Annotated in this window: 23 protein-coding genes; 11 read left to right on the top strand and 12 right to left on the bottom strand. The window is 55.7% G+C overall.

Going from position 1 to position 21,670, the window contains the following annotated elements:
- The first annotated feature begins 11 nt into the window (after window positions 1-11).
- Window positions 12-683, top strand: a complete 672-nt coding sequence (locus tag SD425_RS27900) for an SDR family NAD(P)-dependent oxidoreductase (RefSeq protein ID WP_324680240.1) — start codon at window positions 12-14, stop codon at window positions 681-683.
- 373 nt (window positions 684-1,056) lie between these two features.
- Here SD425_RS27900 and SD425_RS27895 read toward each other — a convergent pair whose 3' ends face one another.
- Window positions 1,057-1,392: a hypothetical protein gene (locus SD425_RS27895; RefSeq protein WP_324680238.1), complete on the bottom strand. Its 336-nt coding sequence runs from the start codon at window positions 1,390-1,392 to the stop codon at window positions 1,057-1,059.
- 398 nt (window positions 1,393-1,790) lie between these two features.
- Between SD425_RS27895 and SD425_RS27890 the strand changes: the two genes are divergently transcribed.
- Both SD425_RS27890 and SD425_RS27885 read left to right on the top strand, forming a co-directional pair.
- Window positions 1,791-2,678 carry an IS110 family transposase gene (locus SD425_RS27890; protein WP_324680236.1) on the top strand — a complete coding sequence of 296 codons (888 nt, stop codon included), beginning with the start codon at window positions 1,791-1,793 and terminating at the stop codon, window positions 2,676-2,678.
- A gap of 155 nt (window positions 2,679-2,833) precedes the next feature.
- Window positions 2,834-3,007 carry a hypothetical protein gene (locus SD425_RS27885; protein WP_324680234.1) on the top strand — a complete coding sequence of 58 codons (174 nt, stop codon included), beginning with the start codon at window positions 2,834-2,836 and terminating at the stop codon, window positions 3,005-3,007.
- On the opposite strand, the gene SD425_RS27880 is transcribed toward SD425_RS27885, so the two are convergent.
- The 7 genes from SD425_RS27880 to SD425_RS27850 all read right to left on the bottom strand — a co-directional run bounded on the left by SD425_RS27880 (window position 3,004) and on the right by SD425_RS27850 (window position 11,519).
- On the bottom strand, window positions 3,004-3,219 hold the full coding sequence (locus SD425_RS27880) for a hypothetical protein (protein WP_324680233.1): 216 nt from the start codon (window positions 3,217-3,219) through the stop codon (window positions 3,004-3,006). The genes SD425_RS27885 and SD425_RS27880 overlap by 4 nt on opposite strands.
- 153 nt (window positions 3,220-3,372) lie before the next feature.
- Entirely contained in the window at window positions 3,373-4,143 is a 771-nt protein-coding gene (locus SD425_RS27875) for a hypothetical protein (RefSeq protein WP_324680231.1), read from the bottom strand.
- Window positions 4,140-6,773 (bottom strand): hypothetical protein, encoded by a 2,634-nt coding sequence (locus tag SD425_RS27870; RefSeq protein ID WP_324680229.1) that lies wholly within the window; start codon window positions 6,771-6,773, stop codon window positions 4,140-4,142. The genes SD425_RS27875 and SD425_RS27870 overlap by 4 nt, the downstream gene beginning before the upstream one ends.
- Window positions 6,773-8,251 carry a hypothetical protein gene (locus SD425_RS27865; protein WP_324680227.1) on the bottom strand — a complete coding sequence of 493 codons (1,479 nt, stop codon included), beginning with the start codon at window positions 8,249-8,251 and terminating at the stop codon, window positions 6,773-6,775. The genes SD425_RS27870 and SD425_RS27865 overlap by 1 nt, the downstream gene beginning before the upstream one ends.
- Window positions 8,252-9,342: 1,091 nt before the next feature.
- Entirely contained in the window at window positions 9,343-9,966 is a 624-nt protein-coding gene (locus SD425_RS27860) for an RNA polymerase sigma factor (RefSeq protein WP_324680224.1), read from the bottom strand.
- 257 nt (window positions 9,967-10,223) lie between these two features.
- Entirely contained in the window at window positions 10,224-10,598 is a 375-nt protein-coding gene (locus tag SD425_RS27855; RefSeq protein ID WP_324680222.1) for a hypothetical protein, read from the bottom strand.
- A gap of 144 nt (window positions 10,599-10,742) precedes the next feature.
- A complete protein-coding gene (locus SD425_RS27850) occupies window positions 10,743-11,519 on the bottom strand; it encodes a PAS domain-containing protein (RefSeq protein WP_324680220.1) in 777 nt (258 codons plus the stop codon).
- 638 nt (window positions 11,520-12,157) lie between these two features.
- Here SD425_RS27850 and SD425_RS27845 point away from each other — a divergent pair.
- The 3 genes from SD425_RS27845 to SD425_RS27835 all read left to right on the top strand — a co-directional run bounded on the left by SD425_RS27845 (window position 12,158) and on the right by SD425_RS27835 (window position 13,678).
- A complete protein-coding gene (locus tag SD425_RS27845; protein ID WP_324680218.1) occupies window positions 12,158-12,481 on the top strand; it encodes a hypothetical protein in 324 nt (107 codons plus the stop codon).
- 158 nt (window positions 12,482-12,639) lie between these two features.
- On the top strand, window positions 12,640-13,020 hold the full coding sequence (locus tag SD425_RS27840) for a helix-turn-helix domain-containing protein (RefSeq protein ID WP_324680216.1): 381 nt from the start codon (window positions 12,640-12,642) through the stop codon (window positions 13,018-13,020).
- Between the two features lie 376 nt (window positions 13,021-13,396).
- The gene (locus SD425_RS27835) at window positions 13,397-13,678 is read left to right on the top strand and encodes a hypothetical protein (RefSeq protein ID WP_324680213.1); all 282 of its coding nucleotides are present in this window, start codon (window positions 13,397-13,399) and stop codon (window positions 13,676-13,678) included.
- Between the two features lie 632 nt (window positions 13,679-14,310).
- On the opposite strand, the gene SD425_RS27830 is transcribed toward SD425_RS27835, so the two are convergent.
- The 4 genes from SD425_RS27830 to SD425_RS27815 form a co-directional block, all read right to left on the bottom strand.
- The gene (locus tag SD425_RS27830; RefSeq protein ID WP_324680211.1) at window positions 14,311-14,763 is read right to left on the bottom strand and encodes a hypothetical protein; all 453 of its coding nucleotides are present in this window, start codon (window positions 14,761-14,763) and stop codon (window positions 14,311-14,313) included.
- A 26-nt stretch (window positions 14,764-14,789) separates the two neighbouring features.
- Window positions 14,790-15,263 carry a GAF domain-containing protein gene (locus SD425_RS27825; protein WP_324680209.1) on the bottom strand — a complete coding sequence of 158 codons (474 nt, stop codon included), beginning with the start codon at window positions 15,261-15,263 and terminating at the stop codon, window positions 14,790-14,792.
- Between the two features lie 679 nt (window positions 15,264-15,942).
- A complete protein-coding gene (locus SD425_RS27820) occupies window positions 15,943-16,635 on the bottom strand; it encodes a hypothetical protein (protein WP_324680207.1) in 693 nt (230 codons plus the stop codon).
- Between the two features lie 394 nt (window positions 16,636-17,029).
- Complete coding sequence (locus tag SD425_RS27815) at window positions 17,030-17,494, bottom strand: hypothetical protein (RefSeq protein ID WP_324680205.1); 465 nt, start codon at window positions 17,492-17,494, stop codon at window positions 17,030-17,032.
- Between the two features lie 120 nt (window positions 17,495-17,614).
- Between SD425_RS27815 and SD425_RS27810 the strand changes: the two genes are divergently transcribed.
- The 5 genes from SD425_RS27810 to SD425_RS27790 all read left to right on the top strand — a co-directional run bounded on the left by SD425_RS27810 (window position 17,615) and on the right by SD425_RS27790 (window position 21,538).
- Window positions 17,615-17,983 carry a hypothetical protein gene (locus SD425_RS27810; RefSeq protein ID WP_324680203.1) on the top strand — a complete coding sequence of 123 codons (369 nt, stop codon included), beginning with the start codon at window positions 17,615-17,617 and terminating at the stop codon, window positions 17,981-17,983.
- A 25-nt stretch (window positions 17,984-18,008) separates the two neighbouring features.
- Window positions 18,009-18,941 carry a PAS domain-containing protein gene (locus tag SD425_RS27805; RefSeq protein WP_324680201.1) on the top strand — a complete coding sequence of 311 codons (933 nt, stop codon included), beginning with the start codon at window positions 18,009-18,011 and terminating at the stop codon, window positions 18,939-18,941.
- Between the two features lie 70 nt (window positions 18,942-19,011).
- Complete coding sequence (locus tag SD425_RS27800) at window positions 19,012-20,085, top strand: sensor histidine kinase (RefSeq protein WP_324680199.1); 1,074 nt, start codon at window positions 19,012-19,014, stop codon at window positions 20,083-20,085.
- A 110-nt stretch (window positions 20,086-20,195) separates the two neighbouring features.
- Window positions 20,196-20,603, top strand: coding sequence for a hypothetical protein (locus tag SD425_RS27795; RefSeq protein ID WP_324680196.1), 408 nt, complete (start codon window positions 20,196-20,198; stop codon window positions 20,601-20,603).
- 362 nt (window positions 20,604-20,965) lie between these two features.
- Complete coding sequence (locus SD425_RS27790; RefSeq protein ID WP_324680194.1) at window positions 20,966-21,538, top strand: recombinase family protein; 573 nt, start codon at window positions 20,966-20,968, stop codon at window positions 21,536-21,538.
- Window positions 21,539-21,670: the final 132 nt, after the last annotated feature.

The following is a 21,670-nucleotide window of genomic DNA, read 5'->3' as shown; positions in this document are numbered from 1 at the left end:
TTCATTTACCCATGACTACCCCAACTAAAACGGCCGTCGTAACCGGCGCGAATAGTGGCATCGGCCTAGCCCTCACCCAAAAATTGCTGGCCGAAGGCTACCGTGTTGTCGGCACCTCCCGCTCGGGCCAGATTGCCGATTTCAGCCACCCCAACTTATCCGTTGTAACCCTGGACGTAACCAGCGATGAGAGTATCGTCCAGGCCGTGGCCGCAATCGGCCAGCTGGCACCAAGCATTGACGTGCTCGTAAACAACGCCGGCGTAGGCTCCGATCTAGGCACCATCGTGCCGGAGCGTCAACTCCTGCGCGACACCTTCGCCACGAACGTGGACGGCACCATGCTCTTCACCGAGCCCATGCTGCCGCTGGTGCGCGACGGCGGTCAGATTATCTTCCTCTCTTCCAAGATGGGCCTGCCCGCCTTCGCTGCGCCCGATAGCCCGGCTTATCGCGTCTCCAAAGCGGCCATCAACATGTACGCGGCCATCTTGGCCGAGCGCGTGGCCGAGCGCGGCATCACCGTGACGCCCATGCACCCAGGTTGGGTGCAGACCCGCATGGGCGGCGACAGCGCCCCCTTTACAGTAGAGCAATCGGCCGCCGGGCTGTTCCGCGGCATCCAGGCCCGGCCCGAAAGCGGCAAGTTCTGGAACATCGAAACTGACAGCTTAGTCGCTTAAGTGAACTGAAGCAGCAGGTCCCGCAACGTCCGCTGGATGCGTCAACATACTTCTTGCTTGCAAAACAGTTGGGCCACAAAGAGAATTGCTCTTTGTGGCCCAACTGTTTTGCAAGTGAAGGAAACCTTCGTTACCCCATCCTCACTCTGCATACTTGTTCATATTAATGGTGCTTTAAAATAAGCTGATATACTGTGAATGGTGGTGGCTGTTGCAGAACTCTATCTGTATTCCAGAGAAGCTCTCTTTTACGGAAAATGATGGGCGCAGACGGGCTCTTTAGCCTGTTTTAGACGCGGGTTCTATTCAGCAAATTCACGATTGGGAGTTCTGCAACAGCCACGGTGGTTTCTAACATGTAAAACTTGGAAGATTATTCTGTCCAATCGTTGAGAACAGGGTAATTAGCTCTCCACCAAGCTCGCACGTAAGGCGATACAGAGAAACCATACACGTCCAAATCTTGCTCCTTGTAACCCCAGATGCACCAGTACTGCGCAGTGGAGGCATGTAAGTGAGGGTTTTGGTTTAGGAGTGCTTCTACTTTCACCCAAGTAAGGCGTAATTTCTCAGCGTTAGGTTGCTCAGTAGCGGCTTGTAAAAGCATCTCCATAATCACTACTCGTTCTGCATCAGCAGCACGGGCGTACAGTTGGAGGTAATCGTCTAAGTGTTCTGAATCAGCAACTTCCCAAGGCCAGTCCTGCATGCCAGTGTGATAAGGAAGATTCAATTGCTCGGCAACCCATTGCCGAGCTTCTGAGGTTTCCCATTGAGGTGCAGGTATCGGCTTTATCAAAGCAAAATCTAATTTTAAACGAAGACAGGAAGGTCATGAAAATCGTCACTTTTCCAAAAAGTGTCTGAGAAGCAACTTTATCCTATGTTCGCCTACCCGCCGTAGGGAGGCTATTGAGAAGGAAGGAGAAGGCGTAAGATCCCTCAACCTATGGGGCGGCTCTGCCAGCCCGTCTAAAATGACAATCCCCTTCTTCTTCTAGGGTTACTTTGGACAGTTCCATAAGGCCGGCGAGCCTGTATCAGGATAGATAAAGACTCCCTAGAACTCCTTTTCGCCCTTTCTGTTCATCTTTTCAGCCTTTCAGCATGAACCTGCCATCGCCTATGCCTGTCGTCGGTATTGATGTGAGTAAAGCCTCGCTCGCGGTCTGTTATCAGGTCGGTCAGCAGCTGAAGCATGTAGAAGTACCCAACACCAAAGCGGGCTTTCAGCAGCTTGTGCAGGCTTGTGGTACGCACTGCGTATTCGTGTTAGAAGCTACCGGCAGCTACTACCTCGCCCTAGCGTATTATCTGTATAAGCAGAAAGGACAGGTGGCGGTACTCAACCCGCTAGTGATCAAGCGCTTTATCCAGATGCACCTGGGCAAAGGCAAGAGCGACCGCAAAGATGCGCAGTGGCTGCTGCGCTACGGCCAGCAGCAGGTGGTAAAGCCCTGGCAGCCCGATGAAACCGTGTTAGTAGAGTGCCGACAGCTGGAGCAAGTCAGCGAGCAGCTACTCAAACAGAAAACCATGATCAGTAACTCCTTGGAAGCCTTGCAGCAACAACCCGTGGTGAGTAAGCTCGCGCTCAAACGGCTCCAGCAAATTTGGACACAACTCGATCAGCAGCTCCACGACATTGAGGCGGAACTACTGCGGCTGTTGGAGCAACACTATGCCCAGGAGATGACTCTGTTGTGCTCCATTCCGGGTATTGGGCGCAAGACGGCGGGCCTACTGCTGTTGTTTGCGGGCGGCTTTGCCCGTCTCGACAACTATCGCCAGCTCATTGCCAAAGCGGGTCTCTCCCCTCGTGAGCACAGTTCGGGCACCAGCATCCGCGGAAAGGTACGCATCACCAAGATGGGTGGGGGCTTGATTCGCAGTAAGCTGTTCATGTGCAGCTTTGCGGCTAAAAAACGGATACAGCCTGTCAGGCCTGGTATGATCGACTCGTCGCGAAAGGCAAGAACGGTAAAGTGGCTTTGATTGCTGTCTGTAACAAGCTGCTCAAACAAGCCTTTGCCATCATCAAATCCGGCGTACCGTATCAAGCTGATTTTACCTCTAAACTTGCCTCGAACTCTTGACTTTTAACACAGTTCATTTCAGGACAAGACAGTCGCACGCACTACCTGACCAATGTGCGCTTTTTGCGCCGTTATACCGGCCCGCACGTGTACGTTACGCAATCGGACCAGAGCCTGTTGCTGCACTTGCTGGGCGACATTCGGGACACCACAGCAGAAGAGCTCCTGCTCATGACCACGACGATGGTCGGGCTGACCGCCTTCGTTCCCCGTACCAGCGTTACTTAGGTTAAGCGCACTTGGTAGATGCGTTCGTCCGGGCAAGCGGGGTCCTCAAGCAGTTCGAGGGAAAAGGCCGGAAGAAAGGGACCTTTTGCTTCAATAAGTGCTTTCTTGTTGTCGTACAATCGAGGGAGGGGCGCCGGGCAAGGGCTGCTCGAAAATACCCACGTGGCGCAATGGGGGATGGCCAGGAAGAATACTGTTACGAAGCTGAACATGATGCAAAAAGAATGTTGCGGTCGACAGGGCCTACGGTGGCTGGATCCCGGAGAGGACAAGACGGGCAATGTCTGATGTATCTGTCTATAGCTGTTCGCTCGCTTTTGGAGTACCGGTCTTTTCGTCTATTCAGGCTCGGTCACCCTGCCTGATTATCGCTCCGTGAGACGTTTATTCTCCCGGAACGGCTCAAGCTTCTTTTCTCGCTGTTCGGTGGCCCGTGCGTCCTTCCCCGTCGTATCTTCGGCGTTCTCTCCCATCGTCGTTAACTTATCCTTGGGCTTGGTCATTTCCTGCCCCTGCTTTTTCATTTCCTCTACTTTCTCTTTCTCGGCACGGGCTTTCGCGGCGCGGACTTGCTCCCGCGCCGCACTGCCGCTCATTTCCTGGCCCTGCTTTTTTAGTTCATTCGCTTTCTCCTTGTCGGCGCGGGCTTTCTCCCGCGCCGCACTACCCGTCATCTCCTGGCCCTGCTTTTTCATGGCCGTCTGTCGATCCCCATTTTCTTTCGGGGTAGCTGGATTCGCGAGAGCTTCGCGTCTAAGCGTGAAAGAAGGTTCTTTTGGGCGGGGGGCATCGGATACTTTGGTTTTTTGCTCCAGTATTTGGCCGGTCGTTCGGTCACGGTAGACTCTGGCTTCTAGGCCAGCGGACGATTTAGAGGCAACCTTTTGAAAGGCATCTCCCGGCCTGTTATAGGTGCGGATCAGCCGGGCCTCATCGTGGATTTTCGTGTCGGAGCCGAACCCCGCGATAACTTTGCCCCCCATATGGTCGAATTCGCGCAAACTTAAATTCGTTGTGGGATTACCCAGGTCATCAACCGGCAGGCCCGGAATTTGGCGGAAACTATCCTTTTCCCATTTGCCAAATTTCTTTCTCAAGTCGGCCAGCGGTTTGCTGCTAGATGGATGCTTGCTCATTGGAAAGGATTTACTTTAACGAATACCGGGTTATCGAGCTGTTCATCGAAGATGATAGCCTCCCCTGTCTTCAGGTTATTGACGTAGTTCTTTTGCTGGTCATTCATGCTCATCGCCGTACCCAAATAGTCGCGGTCGTCTTTTGACGTTATGCGGTGCATGATTTTCAGGTTTGTATTCTTGATGACATCCGCGATGAGCTTGGTGGGAATCTGCTCCACAATAAAAATTCCTTCTCCTTTGGCCCGGATTTCCGCCAGCATATCGATAAATAGACTGATCGCCTTCGCTTGGCTGCTCTGCGTCGCTGTCCCCTCCTCGCCGCCGCTGGCCTGCGTGCCGCTGCCACTACTGAGCAGGCGGTGCGCTTCCTCAATCAGGGTAATGTGCAACGGGGGACCAGCCGCCGGTTGCTCGCCCGCTACGGGGCTACGCTTGGTCGCGGACGGCTGCGTTTGCCGGTACTCGAACAAGTAGGTCATCAGAAAAGCCATCATCAGGGCTTTCTCCTCATTGTCGGCTAAGTCCTCCAATTCAATAATGGTGGGCTCCGTCAGCAGCGTCTGCATATTGTTGGGAATGAGTGCTGGCGCGTCGGTTGCATCCACCCATTTGTTGGGGCAGAGCGCGTTGCCTAGCAACCCACTCGTCAGGCGCACAAACCGGCGCTGTAAATAGCTGCCAAAGTCTAGCCGCGTTTTTTCATCAGGAAATAACTCTTCGTTCGACGTATACTCTTTGATTATCTCATCGAAGAAAGCTAAGCTAAGCGGGTATAACCGTTGATAGCTGGTCTGGCGATCATGGCCAGGCTGGCAAGCCGTTGCGGAATGGTTGATGTAGACCGGAGATTTCGTCGGATCAAAAAAGTCAGACTCGGCTAGCCAGAAATTGTCCTGGTATAATAGGTTCAGACATTCTTCCAGAATTAGGGGCATGATGCCGTGCATGGGAAAGGCCGCGTTAAAACAGCCCTTGATGTAGGAGATGTGCTGCGTCACCGAAATGCCGGGCATGGGGAGGAGCGGATTGAACCGCAGGTATTCCGGGTGGCACTCGCCGGCAGCGGTCAAGGGGCGGCGAAAGTTGAAGCGGTGCAAGACCTTCTTTTGGGCTTGGAAATAGGGCAGCAGCTCCGCGTAGTATTCGGACTTAACAGGCTCGATGAGCAGGAAGGGAATATGTTGCTCAGTTAGCGCTTTGACAAACTGCAGCGTGGTGTTCGTTTTGCCCGAGCCCGTGGAGCCAACAATTAACCCGTGCTTCGTTAAGTCTTTCACCGGGAACGAGTACGCGTGGGCAGCCCAGGTCTGGTCCTTAGGCAGGGGAGTGCCATCGGCCAGCCGGATGACGGCCCCGGCAGTTACGATCTCGCCTAGGGTTATCTCTGGCCCGGCGGGTGGACGCGGGGTGGGCTGGTAAAAGGGCTTGATGGGTTTAGCGGCTACCCCCGGCAGACCGCCCGCGTTCGCAACGGGCAGCCGAAATAGCGCCGTGGCTTCCACCTCGTCGGCCAAGTACGGGAGACGACGGGTAAAGGCCGCGACGGTAGGATCAACCTCCGGGACTCCATCCGTAAGACCGGGTACGGCGAAGCAATAGTGGTTTCCTTCCTCCCAGTCGCCCCGGCACAGATTCCGGTCGGCCTCGCACAGTGAGTGGCAGATGAGCCGGGTTTTTTCCTGGCCAAAGGAGAGCTGCGTGCAGCAGGCATTCGCCACGGCCATGGCTTGCGTCTCGTGCGGGGCCGCTACCTGAATCTTGAACGTGAACAGGGAACTAGCGGACAAATACTTGGCGTAGCACTGCTGGTAGCTCGCTACGTCCTGATTGGCTACCCCCCGGTAGGTCGCCGCCAACATGGCGTGGTACTGCAGGGCCAGGTTGCGCTCTACCTCAAAGACGGAAGTAGTTGCCAGCGATAGCCGTACCTGAATGCCTTCTTCAGCGGCCTGCAGCATCTTGAATAAGTTGAGCCAACTGTAACTACTAGGGGGGATGTAGTGGCTGCAAGGCAGATAAAACCGCGTTTTTTCATCCCAACTGCCCAAATTCGGGGGCGCAATCACCGGATCATCGGGCGAGTAGAAGCCGCCTACCGGTACCAGTCGCGTGTCCTTGCGCACCTCCACGAGGTGGTTATCCCCCAGGCGAACCAAGGCCTGGATAGCGGCTTCGTCGGGGAGCCGCTGCAAAATATAGTCGTCGGGCAAGATTCGTTCAAACTCGGCTACTAACTCGCGGCTTGCCGCGGCCGACGGTCGGGTGAACAACTTGCGCAAGAGCAAGTAGCAATCGACGACGCGGGTGGCGGGGTTGTTCAGCAAGCGTAGCTCCAGCATGGCGCCTGGGGCGCCACCCACCGCTAGAAAGGCACTACTAACCGTATCCAAAAACGCTTTCTGTCGCAGCAGGCTCTTGTGGTATTCTTCCCGGCTCTGCGCGTGGCTGCTCTCGTCAAAAAGCGGAATTTGTAGAATGCGATAGCCAATGCGCTGGTGCCAGCCCTCATGCCCTACGCACTCCAGCGGGTCCGCCCTACTGCGCTGCAGCCACTGCTGCCAGTGCGTCGGCACTACGCCCGCTACTACCGGGACGGCGTAGGTTGCTTTCAGGGTGGAGAAGTCCATCAGGCTGCCTTGTAAAAGAGCTCAAACAGCGTTTCCTCGATTACTTGACGCCACGCTTCCTCCGGCTGTTCTTCCTTGCCATCTATTTTTTGTAAAAAACGATGCACGAAGGATTCGGGAGAGATATTACAGTCAGCAAACAGTGATGTAGCGACTAAGAGCGATTTATTAATGGCATCGGGACCCAGTTGTTTGTGCCGGGGATCTAACAAAACGTCTAGTACTTTACTGGAATCCTGCCGCACGGTTTGTTGAAACTGGGCTTGCTGCTCCGCCGGCGAGAGCACTTTCGGCTCTTGCTTATAGGTCGAAAAGCTACTGCGCAAGATACCGAGGCCTTTTAGCCGATCTTCGGCCCGTTTGCCCACGTTCACCCCGGGTTGTCCGCCGTCGACGATTGTCGCCCCTGCCAGTTCCTCTTCCATTTTGCGGCGGCCCTTGGCAATCTCTTTCGCGCGTTCCCGAATGTCGTTCAGCATTCGCTGGATTTCACCGTCCGAGAACTGGACGTCCGTGATAATGAACTCGGCTACTTCAAAGGCGTTGTCTACCCCCGTAAAGCGGGATAAATGGTGTCTGATGCGCGCTTGACAGTCTTCTTCCAAGCCCCCAAAGTCGATACTCGCCTTTAGTTTGTCAAAGTTGCTGAACACCTCCCGGTTGACGTCATCGAATATCGAAGTACCTGATTTGGTGTACACATCGCTGACTGCGTTAAGATACCGACTGGTAACGGAGTTAATAAGGGTTAGGCGGTCGAGGGCGACCGAGATTTCCGTCGTGATATCAACATCAGCGGACAGACGCGCCTGCAGGTCATAGAGTTGGCTGGCCGTTAGATGCGTGGGGAAGTTGTCAAAAACCGGCCACAGGGTGAGATTGTAGCGGATATCACCCAAGACAGATTGCGCGGTGCTGGCACTAAAAAGTTTGTGGGATAACGAGTTGGCATCAAAGGCATACACGTCCCGGTAAGAGATATCGACAAAGCCCGTTGGCTGACGCACCCACAGCTGGTTGCCATTGGTAAACTCCGCCATGTAGACGATCTGCGCCGGCGTCGTGCTTACCCAGAGTGGGCGATCGCGGCCCGGAATCAAGCCAGTGGCATATAGCTGCTGGGGATTGATGTAGCGAACGTGCCAGGTTAATAAAAGCAGGGTGACCAACAAAAGCACGGACAGCACCTGCCCTCGGGGCAAAGCGCCACCCTCCGCAAAGGCAAGTAAGGTGGCGTAGAGTTGATACGCCAGCAGCACCAGCAATAGCCCGGTAATGATGCGGACCGCCCAGGTCATGAGTTTCTGGCTGCGGTAGAACAGGCTAGTTACTTGTGGAATGCCTGAAATGCGCCACCCAACCCACTCGGAAGCACCGGCTTTGTAGAAAAGCGTGAGCCAGGCAATGGTCAACAGCAAGTGCCCCCAGAAAGACAAGGTTTCTTGGAACAAGCCGTTGCGCCGAAGCAAGACGTTCACAAGCGAGGCATTACTGCTAATATCGCTAAACCAATACGGGAAGGTGGAGAAAGATAAGATACAACAGAGTACTAGCAGGATTTTGTCGATGCTGGGCTCCTGATTAGCACTAGCACGGGTAGGGGGAGGATAGTCAGCAGAGGAATACGTTGCATTCATAGAAACATAGACTAAAAAGGGGACGAAACGATTTAGCTAACTGCTTGAAAGGCCTATACATAAAGCTGTATAAGTATTTGTTATAAAGCAATTTGTTCCTACTTTTTATTGGTTTATTGATGCCATATGCTCATTGTCCTACTGGGCTGCTATTCACGGGTATGCGCTTCCACTGAGCACGAGTGTTCGGCGCCTCTGGCGCGGCGATAACTTCAAGATGAGAGGGGGTAAACGCATGGGTGGCCAGCAACCGGTGACGGTGAGGCGCCCGTGGCTTTCACGTGGAATGGTGCGTCCGCGATAGTAACCAGTTAGGGTGGCTTACTCCGAAGCCAGGAACGGCAGTAAGCGCGCTATCGTTAGGCTTTTCCCTGGAGAAGAGGTACTGAGCAGAACCTTATGCAATGCATTGGCACGGGAGCACAACGCTTCCTACCATGAGCAGGCTACTTGCTTCCGTTGTGGTCACCGGATGGTCGTTAGGTATACAAAGTCCCGCACTGTTGCAACAACGTGACCAATCCTGCTAGCAGGACGAGGCCCGTTGGGCGATACCAGAAGCGTGCGCGCTTGCTCGATGGGACTGATAACCGGTTGCGTTTCATGGCTCTTAGCTAGGCAATGACTATACCAGGCTGCAGGGTCTGGTTATGCGGCTTGACCCGGCGCCAGCTTCGTTGCGGCGCATGAGACGAAACTTTTCAGGCCTTGAGCTGCTTGCGAACCGGTTGCGTAGCTCGGCGTCAGGGCACGGATTCGGACGCCCCAGTAGACTCGTTCAAACGTCGGGCGATCGGCCAGATTTTTTTTCGGTCTATTGCCGAGCAGCAGCTGCGAAACTGATCGCGTTTGTTTACCTATCACACGAGCAAACGTGTCAGGCAGGCCTGCAGGACTGCCTCGTCCGCTTACGCGGAACGCCGCCGCAAGCCTTAAAGACCTTCGCGGCTCATGGGCAGTAGTTCTACCAGCAGGGCCCGGGCCCGAAATAAGCTCGCTTTCACGGTGCCCACGGGCAGGTGGAGCGCGGCGGCTATCTCCTCATAATTTAACTCCTGAAAATAGTGCAGCCTTACTAAGCGTGCGTAGCGGGCCGGCAAGCGTTCGACTACGCGCTGCACGAGCTCCACGCGCTGCTGGCGAATTAGCTGCTCCTGCGGGTCGGGCACCGGGTCACGAACTGCTGCTGTGCGTTTGTCCTCGTCGCCCGTGGCCAGGGGCGTGTGCAGCGACTGGGCCACAATTCGTTTCTTGCGGCGCAGAAAGTCAATGCCGTGATTAGTAGTGATGCGCAAAAGCCACGTGCTAAAGGCAAACAAAGGCTGGTACTGGGTTAGGCGACGGAAGGCTTTGACAAAGACCTCCTGCGCCAAATCCTCAGCCTCCTCGGGCGTGCGTACCATCTTCAAGAGTACGTGGTAAACTGACCGGTGGTAGCGCTGCAGGAGCTCTGCGTACGCGGCCTGACGACCTAATAACGCGGCTTGCACCAAGGTCCAGTCCTGCCGGGCTCGTTCCGATAGGGTACGTTCTGCTTCGAGATCTACGGCTGGCATAGGCGAGGGAAGAATGCGGCTAGTGGAGCAAGATAGCACGTGAAGTAGCAACAAACCGCTTGCGCAAGTGCCTTGGCAGGTGATCTCGCCACGTGTGGCGCCTCATGGCGTGGTCGTACATCCCCTAGCGTTTACGTAGAGGCCTTGTCAGCAGCCCGACAGCGCCCGATTATATAGCGCGGCGAACAAAAGCCGACGCAGGCAGCGAAAGTTCTGCCGCTTTGGCAGCTAGCCGTGAACGAAGGGACTCAGCATCCCTACTCGCGCAATAGGTAGGTTAATTTCTCCTCGGTTAAGGGCCAGAGCAGAAGATGCTTCACCTCCAAGTGACGTAGCTGCCACGCAGGCATAGGATAAGCGGATACAATCACTTCGGCTTGTGGTGCCAACCCAAAGCGTTGGCGTGCCCGTAGGAAGGCCATGGTACTGCTGGTAACCACGCTGACCTGTACCAGAAGTAAGCTGGTAGCTACTTGCCCAGCGGGCAGGTGTTGCAGTACCCGCAACGCCTGATCACCACTTTGGGCAATGAATAAGTGGTCCGTCAAGCGTAAGCGAGCCAGTACGCGCCGGGCGATAAACCGCGAGATCGGATCCTCGTCGACGAGTACGATGGCGGAGAAGGTCTTCATAGGTAACGACCGCAAAGGGAGAGAAGTGGAGTGACCAGCAGCCGACACCGGCTGGTTAAATCGATAGCTTTTAAAAGGCAGCGCGGGCTTTCTACCGAGCACGTATCCCATCGGCTACGCCCACCTGAGTTTCCGGGCACGCTGCTACTGGGTTTGCTTCTGCGCCTGGATGTCGAGACAGACCCCGACCCACTGCTGTACGTGCCCCCGGTGGTTCTTCAAAGGGACGGCGCGGCCAAAGAACCACCGGTATTCGCCGTCGTGGCGGCGAAACCGGTACTCCAGCGTATACGGTTCGCCGTTGCGCAGGCACGCGTTCCACTGGCTCCGCCACCGGGGCAAATCCTCGGGGTGGAGTACCTGTGGCCAAGCCTGCGCCGGAGACGAGCCCGTGTACTGGCGCCAGTAGGGATTGCAATACATGATGGTGGCATCCGGGGCTAAGATCCAGAGCAGGACGGGCAGCACCTCGGTTACCGCTGCCACGCCGGATCCTTGCTGCTCAGTGGGCAACCAACCAGGCGTAGCGGGGCCGGCGGTGCTATCTTTGATAATGCCCTGCAACCGGGTCGCCCAGCGACGGCCAGGATCGAATAGAGCCAGTCCCGTCGAGAATAGTTGGCGCACCTGTCCCCCAGGTACCTGCACGCGGTGTTCGACGGCAAAGCGACCCGTGCCGCTCGGGTCCAGTGCTTGTGCCAGCTGGTATTCAACTTTTGTGCGGTCTTCTGCATGTATAACGCCCAGGGCCTGCGCTAGCGTGACGGGACTGGTCGTGGGTAAGCCGAGAAGCTGTCGGCAGCGGGGGGAACAGGTGAAGCAGTGAGCTAGCAAATCCAGCTTCCATACGCCAATTCCCGCCGCCTCCAGGGCCGCTTCAACGCGTTCAGATGGTGATGCAGAATCAAGAAAAGTTGTCATGCAAGCGTGAGGGGGTGGGTTCGAAAAGGGGGCGGTCTAACTGAGAATGAGGAATCCGTTACCTTTGTGCACGAGCTGCTGGTGCCCCGCACCAGTAGCTGATCGTTGTTAAAGCTCCTGCTGGACTTAGCAGCCTTAGGGAAAGAAGTACCCTGCTGGTTAGCAGGCCGCCAGTACACGTATCTTCTAGTAGTGCAGGCAGTGAGGGCGATTAACGCGTAGTGGGGAAGATAAGTCGGGAGTCTATCCGGCCGTCGGAATAGCGGGAGCACTGGTTGCCAGCCATAAATTGACCACGCCTTTCGGAATTGCTAGGGGGAGTTGTCGTGCATCGGAAAGAAAAGCAGAAGTTAACGACGGCTTGTGCCCCGCTGAATGAATAAGGAACTTTGCTAACCAGAATCAAATGCGATTATGCCTGCCAGGGTAGATCGCTTTGCGTAAGAAGTAAAACATGATCCATCATCTTAAACTGACCTGCCATGAACCCCATGCTAGGTGACCATCTCGCTGCACCAAGTGAGCCGTTAGGAAGGAACCTAGTACCTTCTCAGGAGGCTACGGTTTCATCGGCGGGCAATTTAGGTATTACAAAAATAGAAAAAAGTAGTACACAAACGACGGAACAAGCCCCTGTTTTGCCGCCCCTGAGTGCTGCCCGCCGTCCGGGGCGTCCGCCCCGGGCCACGCCCGCTCCGGTTACCTGGTCGATCCGCGGGGTGAGTCCGGAAACACGCGCCGTGTTGGAGCAAGGGGCGGCGCGGGCGGGCAAAACCCTGGGTCAGTACCTCAACGAAGACGTGTGCCCCTTTGTCCAGCAGCAACTCCACGGCAAGCCCGCGGCAACGCCTTCCTTGCAGGAGGAGATCCAGTACCTGCGGCAGCTGGTGGAGAACCTAACCACCATGATTGCCGCCAGTACGGCGGGGACGACTTCTACACGCGGCGTGCCGGAGCCCTGAGGCAATCCGCAGCTTCTGGTTGCTGATAAATCATACAGAAAACGGCTTAGAATCTAGCGAAAATACCGCCCTGGTAATCGGGATTAGAGCCTTAAGGAGGGCAAGATACGTACCTTTACAACTATTGTTTCGGTCCCTTTACTTACCTTTTTGTAAGCATGTCCCCTAATCCGATTCACATCACACCCCGGTGTCCGGTCCGTACCACTTGGGAGCTGCTCGGTGGCAAGTGGTGCTTGCTGCTGTTGCATCAATTAGCGGACACTACGCCCCGGCGTTTCAGCGAGCTAAAGCAACTCGTGCCCGACATCAGTGACAAAATCCTGATGCAGGAACTCAAGCACCTGGTCACGACCGGTCTGCTGCTACGTACACCCCAACAACAAGTGCCCGCGCGGGTAGAATATCAAATCACGTTCCTGGGACAACAAGCCTTGCGCGTGCTAGCGGCCGCGGCAGAATTCGGCCAGTTGTATCATCAGCAGTTGCGCGCCGACGCACAAGCCAGCTCAGCCCTGTTCACTGACCAAACAGGTTAAGTCCTAACCGCCTACTACCGTTGCCAAGTGTACTCACGCGAACGGATCTATCTTCTCACCAAGTTCCAGGGGGTAACACGAGCAGGCAAAAGAAGGTCAGGTTACCTCGCGGAACTTAGGAGAGAGCCACTAAGTATAGCCATAAAAGCCCCGGTCAACTGACCGAGGCCTTTAGCAACACATTACCAAAACCTTTGGGCGACCGCTTCCAGCTAAGCCGGGGCAAAAGTACGTAGTCACAGCGCCTGAAGCAATATTTTTTGTACTACGTAAAAATATAAAAGTATTACGTAAATTACGCCAATACGTATCTGTTCTTTCCACGAACCCTTATTTTACTAGCCATGACCTCAGTCTTCGTGCTACTGACGGTAAGATGATTACGCATGAACTTCCCCCCGCTACGGTGAGGGTGCAGGTCGTCACGGCCAGTACCCAGGCGGTACTTCTGCAAGTGACTTCCCCGCTGACGGACGCGCCATGGCAGTACCCCGTGAGTACGTGGCTGGCGCGGGGTCTCGGCTCCATGGAAACAGCGTATTTAATCGCCTACCAGTACTACCGGCAGCAGCCTGACCTCTTTCGCCAACAGCAACGCACGCTAATGCAGGCCCTCGCACACGCCTTGGACACAGCCCTACCCGTACTCCCGTGCTGAGAACGGCACCGTGCAGGTGCCGCGCACACCGAAGCTCTCTGGTGAGCACTCGCCACACGGCTCAGGTACTCGGCACCAGTATACGTAAAAGGACCGGCTGGTAAGGCGCGTCCGGCCACGCGAAGTATCCAGACGAACAAGGGCCAATACACGGCTAAGGTTCCGCTTTCAGCCACCGGTACCGGCTCGCTAGCAGCGAACGGTGAGGGCGGTCCCAAGTTCAACCCGGCGCATGCGCCTCCACAGTAAAGGAGTGGAAACGCAACCTGTGCCACCCTAAACGGGATAACACGTGCGAAGCGGTGAACACCCGTCACTGCTGCTAGGGTTTATACTGCTTCCCATAGTGTAGCTTGGAAGTACTCATATTCGTAAGTCCTATTCGGCTCAGCGAGCAGCAAGACGAGCGGAAGTAAATTGTACGTAGGCATAAAGCGCTAGTACCCGCAGGGGCGGCAGGACCAGAATGATAGAACAAGTGAGGAATAGATGCACTCAGCCACTCTACTCAGCGTGCAGGACCTGTAACCAGCGGCCGGGATTGACCACGTGGTCTGTTTAAGTAACCAGGCTTTTACCTGGTGAGCAAGCTAAGCCGTTTGGATGCCCTGACAACAGGTGAAAGCTGGGGGCTAGTAGCTGCGACTATCCCAGGTAGGGGTGCGCGGCTGCGTCTTGTGGGCGGGCCCGGCATGCACCCAGGACTCGGCGTCCGCCAGGGTGGGAAAGTAATCGATCGCGTAGGAGACCAACGAGCGAGTGCTGCGGATCAGCGATTCCGGCGCGCACTCCTGAAAGGCGTCTGCTGGCACGACGACCGCGACGCATTGTAGCGTGCTGTGGTGTAGCGCCAGCAGGCCATGCTCCAGGAGCCAGAGCTGCTCGGCTGGGGCCAAGGGGTAGACGTGCTGGTTCTGGGTGATCCAGCCCCGCAGTCGCTGCCCGCGCGTAGTAAGGACCGCAGCGGTGAGCCCCTGGCGGAACCCCTCGGAGCTGACGCCAGGCTGCCAGTCCAGGTAGAGCAGTTCTTGCGCCGGGCAGAGTTGCAGCTGCAGCGAGGCAGAGGCGTAAACAAGTTGCATCACAGAAAATTACCGTCTGCTAGGTGTCTTTACGAGTGGGACGTGGTTAAGGCTGCATATAGCAGCGGGGCCGCTGCTTCCAGCAACTGCAGGTTCAAAGGCGACTCCTGACACAGGCTAAAATCGTAGTGGCACAAGGTCCCGTAGAGCTGTCCCTGTGCATCGTAGATGGGCACCCCACAGTAGGATGTGACCAAGGTATTGATCTGCTGGGCACGGGGGTCGGCGAGCGCATTCAAAATTTGTAAGGACTCGCGCTGGCGACCCACCAGCGCACAGAATGCTTCGGCTAAGGGTACCTGGGCTCCTTGCCGTACTTGAGCGTCATAGCGGTCGAAGAGCACGAGGTTGCGCGAGTGCTGGCCAGCAAAGCGAAACACGCCTGTGTAGCGGTGGGTAGTACCCCGGTTCAAGTAGCCTAGTGCGGCATACACCCCGTGCTGGTGTAGCACGTGGGTGAAGGCTGGCAGGGAGGAGTATTTGGCAGTAGAGGCAGGGTCCATTGAGAGATTATAGGAAGAAGCGGGAAGAGAGCAAAAGACCCATGGCCGGCCGGATTTCTGTTTACCGCCGGTACGCCTGTCCCGCCGTAGTACGAGCAGGAGCGTACCACCACGTGGAGGCTCATCAGCATGCGTAACAAGCGGCTTGCCTTGCGGGCAGAAGTTAACAGGGCGTACAGGAGCCGCTACTGGGGCGCGAAAAGGGGTAACTGCTAAGTAGTTTAGGTAGATCTATTCTCTAAGATGGCTATTTAGGAGTGCCACCTACTATCTCGTAACTTTAGGAAGCGAACGGCAGCCACCGAACTAACTTACGTAATTATTTTACGTAATACTTTTATATATTTTTTGTAAGACTATTATTTTATCTCTTACTTACTGCGCGTTTTGTTGAGAGTGGCTCTTGGCAAACGCAATCTGCTTCTGATAAGGTAATGGTAAAAGCCCCAGTTGCTTAACTGGGGCTTTTCTTTGCTGAGTCCTGGGTACCGCCCTTAACGTAGCTCACCTAGCGGCTAATACGGGTATGCGCTGTCCGGTTTGCTGCCCGCTAAATGGCGAGTGAAGCTGCGCTGGGCAAATGAGCACATTGGCGTAAAAAAATCTACTACCTAGCCTGCGGAAGACCCCGCAAACGCCGGACTCTGTCCCTGGTTTCCTACCACAGCGATCGCTTGCGTCAAGAAGGCACCCCTTCGCGGGAGGACTCCATACGACGTAATTGTGGGAAGTGCGTTTCGATCAGACTCTCAAAGGTCGGAGCCCGGTTTTGCGAGAAGACAGGATAGTGAAAGGTGTCTAGCTTTAAGAGCAAGTAAAGCAACTGGTGACGCTCAATAGTATCCAGATTCCCGGCCACCATATGGGCCTCCTGATGCATCCGTTCGAAGACTTGGTACAGGGTCCGGCGGCCTTCACTCGATAGCGTCAACTCGCGCCGTCGCCGGTCCGAGGGATGCGGCTGCTCGGTAAGGAGCGCTTGCTTAAGCAAGCGCTTAATGACCTCCGTACCACTTGACTTTTCGTGGATATTACGGGCGATTAGCTCCGTTTTGCTCAAGGGGCCGTAGCAGTTCACCGTTACCAGGTAGGAAAAGTCTTCGAAGGCGAACAGCACGGAACCGTCCAGCGCCAAGCGCGAGTAGAAGCGTGCGTAGCGGTAGAGAAACGTAATCAACTTGCTGATGCGTGATTCCAAAGTCTCGGCAGCTTGCGTTGCCTCTCGCGTGACCGTTGCTAAATCCGAGGAAGGGCTGGTGCGCACATGTAGCCACTGAGCAAAGTCCGCTAACGCATCACTTGGAGACTCCTTATGCTGTGCCTCAAACTCCTCCACAGATGCCAACAGTCGTTGCAGGAAAGCATAATTCATTCTGTGAAGATACATCGTATCCACGTAGGAGTGCAACGATAGTATTAAAACATTGTTAAAAATAATATATTTGTACGATCTAGCACTGTAACCACTAGAGTATCTTGATTCAGTTGTTCCATTTAGGACGTAGCGGCTTACCGGAAACCGCCTGCCACCGGGAACAGCTCGTACGGCCTTACCTGGGGGAGGTCTTGCTACGACCAAGTTGTGCCAGCCAAGTTCAAGCGGCTCTACGCCGTGGCTACTTATTACGGGGTGAGGTAGGGATCTATTGCCAGTGGTGGTCCCATCCCGTTACGAATGCTTGCGGCGCCAGCGGCCCGGCACGGTGCCCGGTGCCAGGACGCTGGCGAAAACCCATTACCCTAGCGGTCGCATTGGCTTGCCACGGCTACAGGTCAGCACCTGCGCCGGCCGTACCGGCGGCAATCATGGTGGTTAGGTTCTCCACCAGCTGCCGCAGGTACTGGATCTCCTCCTGCAAGGAAGGCGTTGCCGCGGGCTTGCCGTGGAGTTGCTGCTGGACAAAGGGGCACACGTCTTCGTTGAGGTACTGACCCAGGGTTTTGCCCGCCCGCGCCGCCCCTTGCTCCAACACGGCGCGTGTTTCCGGACTCACCCCGCGGATCGACCAGGTAACCGGAGCGGGCGTGGCCCGGGGCGGACGCCCCGGACGGCGGGCAGCACTCAGGGGCGGCAAAACAGGGGCTTGTTCCGTCGTTTGTGTACTACTTTTTTCTATTTTTGTAATACCTAAATTGCCCGCCGATGAAACCGTAGCCTCTTCAGCATCTTTTGAACCCGCCTGAGGCGGTACGATTGGGTCGGAGGAAGGGTCACCTAGCATGGGGTTCATCGCAGGTCGGCTTAAGGTGAGGAATCCATATTCGTACGCAAAACTATTCACCGCAGCGGCATAACCGAGCTTGGCTTAGCACAGAAATACCTACCTATTTTTTTCAACGGTTTACGAGTCGTGGCTGCTTTGACCCTTTTGTACGATGTTAATCTGCTGACTGTATCAGCGGAACACTTATTTGGATGCTGGAACATCCGTTGCGGGCGTCCGGCCCCCGCGCCCGAGCGCTTGTGGAGCGAGGGCACGCGAGTACAACTGGGGGCGGGTGTGCTCCTGCTCTACACTCCCTCGGGCGTTCACCAGGGTACGTGGCAAGTAGAACGCCACCGGCGGCAAGGACAACCTTTTCTCGTTCTGCACTTGCCCACGGGCAAGGTACAGGTCGTGGTCACGCGCTTACGCTGTTCCCTGGACGAGCGCCTGCGTCAGCTGAGCCTGTACTTCCCATCAGGGTTAGAGCTGGAGCTAGAACTCACCCCCTTCTAACCATTTATTCCCTGTATAGGTTTGCATGTCTATTCCCTTTGATTCTGCTTTAACTCCGGAACGCGTGGCGGCTGCCTTAGAGGCGGCGGACATTGGCGTGTGGGAAATTGACTTGCTCCGGCGTCACTTCACGTGTTCTGCCCGCTGTAAACAGCTCTTCGGTTTGCCCACAAATAAGCCCGTAGCGCTGGAGGATATTCGGGGCGCGTGGCACCCCGAGGACCGGACAATGGTTGAGCAGCACTTGGCTCAGGCGCTGGATCCAAGCGGTAGTGGTCGCTTGGCCCTGGAACACCGCTTGCTGCTAGCCAATGGAGAGGTGCGCTGGGTGCTTTCCACGGGGCTGGCAGTGTTCGACCAGGCGCGAAGTCGTCCTATCCATTTCCAAGGAATTACCAAGGATATTACGGAAACGCAGGCACGCTTGCTGCTGACGCAGCACCAGGGTCAGGAACTGGCCCTTTTAGCCGAATCGCTACCTGCCCTGCTCTGGATAGCAGGTAGTGATGGGGCCGTCACCTATTTCAACCCATACTGGACGCACTACACGCAGCAGCGCACAGAACAAGCCCTGCATTGGGGGTGGGAGGCCCAGGTGCATCCCGAGGACGTAGCGCGGTGCTTAACGCAATGGCGGACTTGTATCCGCACGGGGGAGCCGTACGAAATGGAGTACCGTTTTCGCCGGCATGACGGCGAGTACCGATGGTTCCTCGGCCGGGCGCTGCCCTGGAAAGATGACCAGGACCAGATCCTCCAGTGGTTTGGCACTAGTGTCGACATCCACAAGCAGAAGGAAATCGAGGACAGGTTGCGGCAGCGCGAAGACGAGTTGGAGCGCCTGTCCCAAGAGCTGGCAACCCAGGTAGCGCTTCGCACGGCGGCATTAGAAGCGGAAGTAGCAACGTTGCGGCAACGCATTGCGGCCTTCCAACACCACGGAACCGATCCCGTGTAAGCCGCAGGGCTGGCTAAGCCCTTACCATCCCATTCACCACCTATTGCTTCTCATTGGTATGCCTGATTTTATGAGGCTCTTTGCTCCGCTCATTACGCACAGCAAGGTCGTATACTTCGCCTACGCTCCGCGGGAGCGCCAGTTCGTGTACCTAAGTGACGCGTCCGCCTTCGAGCTAGGTAACGCGGCGGGCGCAGTAGTCCACAACGTAGCGTACTGGCTGACTCGCGTACACCCGGACGATCGTTTCATGTTGCGACGGCGGTTTATTCAGGTACTACGCGAGCAGCGTATTCACGAAGTGGAAGTACGCGTGCTGCTAGAAGCGGAGCGGCTGCAATGGTTTTCTCTGACCCTGAGTCGGGTAAGCCTCGGCCAAGACCAGCAGTACTTGAGCGGCAGTGTCGTAGATATCACCCAGGCCAAAGAAATGGCGCTGCATACGCAACGGTTCCTGACTAAAAAGGATGCCACGTTGGAGATCCTCGCGCATGATTTAGCCGCGCCCTTGACGCAGATCCAGCAGCTGACCGAGCATCTGCGCGCCGAAACGCTGGAGATGAGTGCCTCCACGCAGCACCTACTGCAGCTGATGGAGCGCACCTGTACGGACGGCGTTAAGCTGATCCGAGACTTTGTGGACCATGAATTTTTAGAGTCGGCCAACGTGGAACTCAAGCGCGAACGTGCGGATTTGGTGGCTTGGCTGGAACTCATTCTGCACGAGTACCAACTAAGCCAGCAGCACTTGGCAGTACAATTTAGCTTCTCAGCCGCCGAGCGACCGATTTACGCGAGCCTAGATCTCAACAAGTTTCAGCAGGTGCTGAATAATCTGCTCTCGAATGCCCTCAAGTTCACGCCCGATGGCGGCCAGGTCACCGTGCAAGTGGAGCGCCGCCAGCAACAGGCAGTGGTGACGGTCCGTGACACCGGCATTGGCATTCCAGCCCAATGGCAACCCGTGCTCTTTGAACGGTTTACTCAGGCGCGGCGAACCGGTTTACGGGGTGAAAAGAGTACGGGCTTAGGGATGTCCATCATCCAGCTGATCGTCAAGCTGCACCAGGGACAAATCTCCGTTGTCAGCCGAGAAGGGCAAGGGACCACCTTTAGCATTGAATTGCCGGCCTTATTGGCTTAGGTCTCTTCTGCACTCCGCTCACCTGAGTTGCTTGCCGCGGAGAACTTCTGCACAGACTGATAGAAATGGGCTCATTCACACGCATTCTTCGTGGTCCAATCTTATTGAAAATGGCACTTAATTTTCTGAATGCGGCCGGTCATCTATTCTTCGAGTCAGCGGGGTACCTGCGATTAACGTGGTACCCGCACGCCCGCTCCTACCACACCGCTATTCGGCCCTTATTAGAGTATACCTTGGTGAGCCTACGCGCAACCGCCTGTTCCAAGCTGCTAGTGGATCACCGTTCCCTGATGGCTTACGGCGACCATGCTAGTTGGCTGTTACTGGACTACATCCCTCGTTTACTTACCCAGACCCCTTATCAACAGGGGGCCTATCTGCCTAATACAGATGTCACCATCCGGAATGGGATGAGCTATTTACTAAAAGAAGCCCATCATCGCTACGGCTTTCCTTACGACTCCTTTGCCCGGGAGGAGCAAGCTGTGGCTTGGCTCACAGAAAAAATCGGGTGAGTATCGTTGAAGAGTAACGAACGTCCGTTTTCATAGTAAATGACGTCCTGTGGGGTGGCTTATGGGTAAGCAGGGATTATTTTGCGTTGCTGGCTTACTGCCCCGGGATCGATTTTGGTCAGGTAAGATGGTTTGTGGTAGGGTACTTCCAGCGAGCGTAGCCGGTGCCCAGTGTCGCTTTAACGCTTTAAAGGGGGGAGAAAGGGTAATAGTACTAGTTGGGGTGAAGCTCAGAAAGTCATAGCTTCCTGAACCCGAGCGCCGAGCAGCCCAGCCCACCAAAAGACGATTCAAAAATAGGTTCAACAAGTCGGGCCAGAAACAACTAGTTGGTTATCTTTATGAACCTAACTTGTTGACCCATGAACAAAGTCTTCGGCTATGCCCGCGTCTCCACCGTTGACCAGAACCTAGACACCCAGCTCGACCTACTGACCAAGGCGGGGTGCGACCGCATCTTCCAGGACAAAATCACGGGCATGAGCCTGCAACGGCCCGCACTCGATGAGCTGCTGGGGCTGCTGCGCGAGGGCGATACGGTGCTGGTGGCGCGCTTCTTCCGCCTGGGCCGCAGCCGCGACCATGTGATTCACCTAGTCAATTCCTTTCACCAGCGTGGTATCCACTTCAAAGCCCTGGACCTGGGCATCGACACCACCACACCGGCCGGCAAGTTCATGCTCTCCATCTTCGCCTCACTGGCTGAGTACGACCGCGAGAGCATCTTAGAGAAGACCAGGGCAGGCCAGCAACTAGCCGCCGCCCAGGGCAAGCATATTGGCCGGCCGAAGGGGGTCGATGCGGAGAACTTAGCCAAAGTGCGGAAAGCGCTGGAGAAAGGCCTGTCCGTGGCCGAAACCGTGGCCTTGACTGGCATCAGCCTCTCCAGCGTCAAGCGTTACCGCAAACACTTACAAGCTACCTTGGGCCATTAGCCACAGGGCGCAGAATGATCTTATCCTCCTTTGTGATAAGGAGAACCTAAAAGGGGGCAGTTGGGAAAGGAGATCAAGCAGATATACCTATCCTGGACACTTTATAAGGCTCCGTTTGTAAAATGTCCAACC

The sequence above is a fragment of the Hymenobacter sp. GOD-10R genome (assembly GCF_035609205.1).
Taxonomy (GTDB): domain Bacteria; phylum Bacteroidota; class Bacteroidia; order Cytophagales; family Hymenobacteraceae; genus Hymenobacter.
Note: the sequence above shows the minus strand (reverse complement) of the source record. Positions and strands in the feature narration are given on the sequence as shown.

Coding starts and splice junctions, on each gene's coding strand:
- SD425_RS27900 (WP_324680240.1), top strand. CDS start 12: ATGACTACCCCAACTAAAACGGCCGTCGTAACCGGCGCGAATAGTGGC.
- SD425_RS27820 (WP_324680207.1), bottom strand. CDS start 16,635: ATGAATTATGCTTTCCTGCAACGACTGTTGGCATCTGTGGAGGAGTTT.
- SD425_RS27815 (WP_324680205.1), bottom strand. CDS start 17,494: ATGAACCCCATGCTAGGTGACCCTTCCTCCGACCCAATCGTACCGCCT.
- SD425_RS27825 (WP_324680209.1), bottom strand. CDS start 15,263: ATGGACCCTGCCTCTACTGCCAAATACTCCTCCCTGCCAGCCTTCACC.
- SD425_RS27795 (WP_324680196.1), top strand. CDS start 20,196: ATGGCACTTAATTTTCTGAATGCGGCCGGTCATCTATTCTTCGAGTCA.
- SD425_RS27805 (WP_324680201.1), top strand. CDS start 18,009: ATGTCTATTCCCTTTGATTCTGCTTTAACTCCGGAACGCGTGGCGGCT.
- SD425_RS27835 (WP_324680213.1), top strand. CDS start 13,397: ATGATTACGCATGAACTTCCCCCCGCTACGGTGAGGGTGCAGGTCGTC.
- SD425_RS27860 (WP_324680224.1), bottom strand. CDS start 9,966: ATGCCAGCCGTAGATCTCGAAGCAGAACGTACCCTATCGGAACGAGCC.
- SD425_RS27790 (WP_324680194.1), top strand. CDS start 20,966: ATGAACAAAGTCTTCGGCTATGCCCGCGTCTCCACCGTTGACCAGAAC.
- SD425_RS27850 (WP_324680220.1), bottom strand. CDS start 11,519: ATGACAACTTTTCTTGATTCTGCATCACCATCTGAACGCGTTGAAGCG.
- SD425_RS27895 (WP_324680238.1), bottom strand. CDS start 1,392: ATGCAGGACTGGCCTTGGGAAGTTGCTGATTCAGAACACTTAGACGAT.
- SD425_RS27875 (WP_324680231.1), bottom strand. CDS start 4,143: ATGAGCAAGCATCCATCTAGCAGCAAACCGCTGGCCGACTTGAGAAAG.
- SD425_RS27880 (WP_324680233.1), bottom strand. CDS start 3,219: ATGTTCAGCTTCGTAACAGTATTCTTCCTGGCCATCCCCCATTGCGCC.
- SD425_RS27870 (WP_324680229.1), bottom strand. CDS start 6,773: ATGGACTTCTCCACCCTGAAAGCAACCTACGCCGTCCCGGTAGTAGCG.
- SD425_RS27855 (WP_324680222.1), bottom strand. CDS start 10,598: ATGAAGACCTTCTCCGCCATCGTACTCGTCGACGAGGATCCGATCTCG.
- SD425_RS27890 (WP_324680236.1), top strand. CDS start 1,791: ATGAACCTGCCATCGCCTATGCCTGTCGTCGGTATTGATGTGAGTAAA.
- SD425_RS27800 (WP_324680199.1), top strand. CDS start 19,012: ATGAGGCTCTTTGCTCCGCTCATTACGCACAGCAAGGTCGTATACTTC.
- SD425_RS27840 (WP_324680216.1), top strand. CDS start 12,640: ATGTCCCCTAATCCGATTCACATCACACCCCGGTGTCCGGTCCGTACC.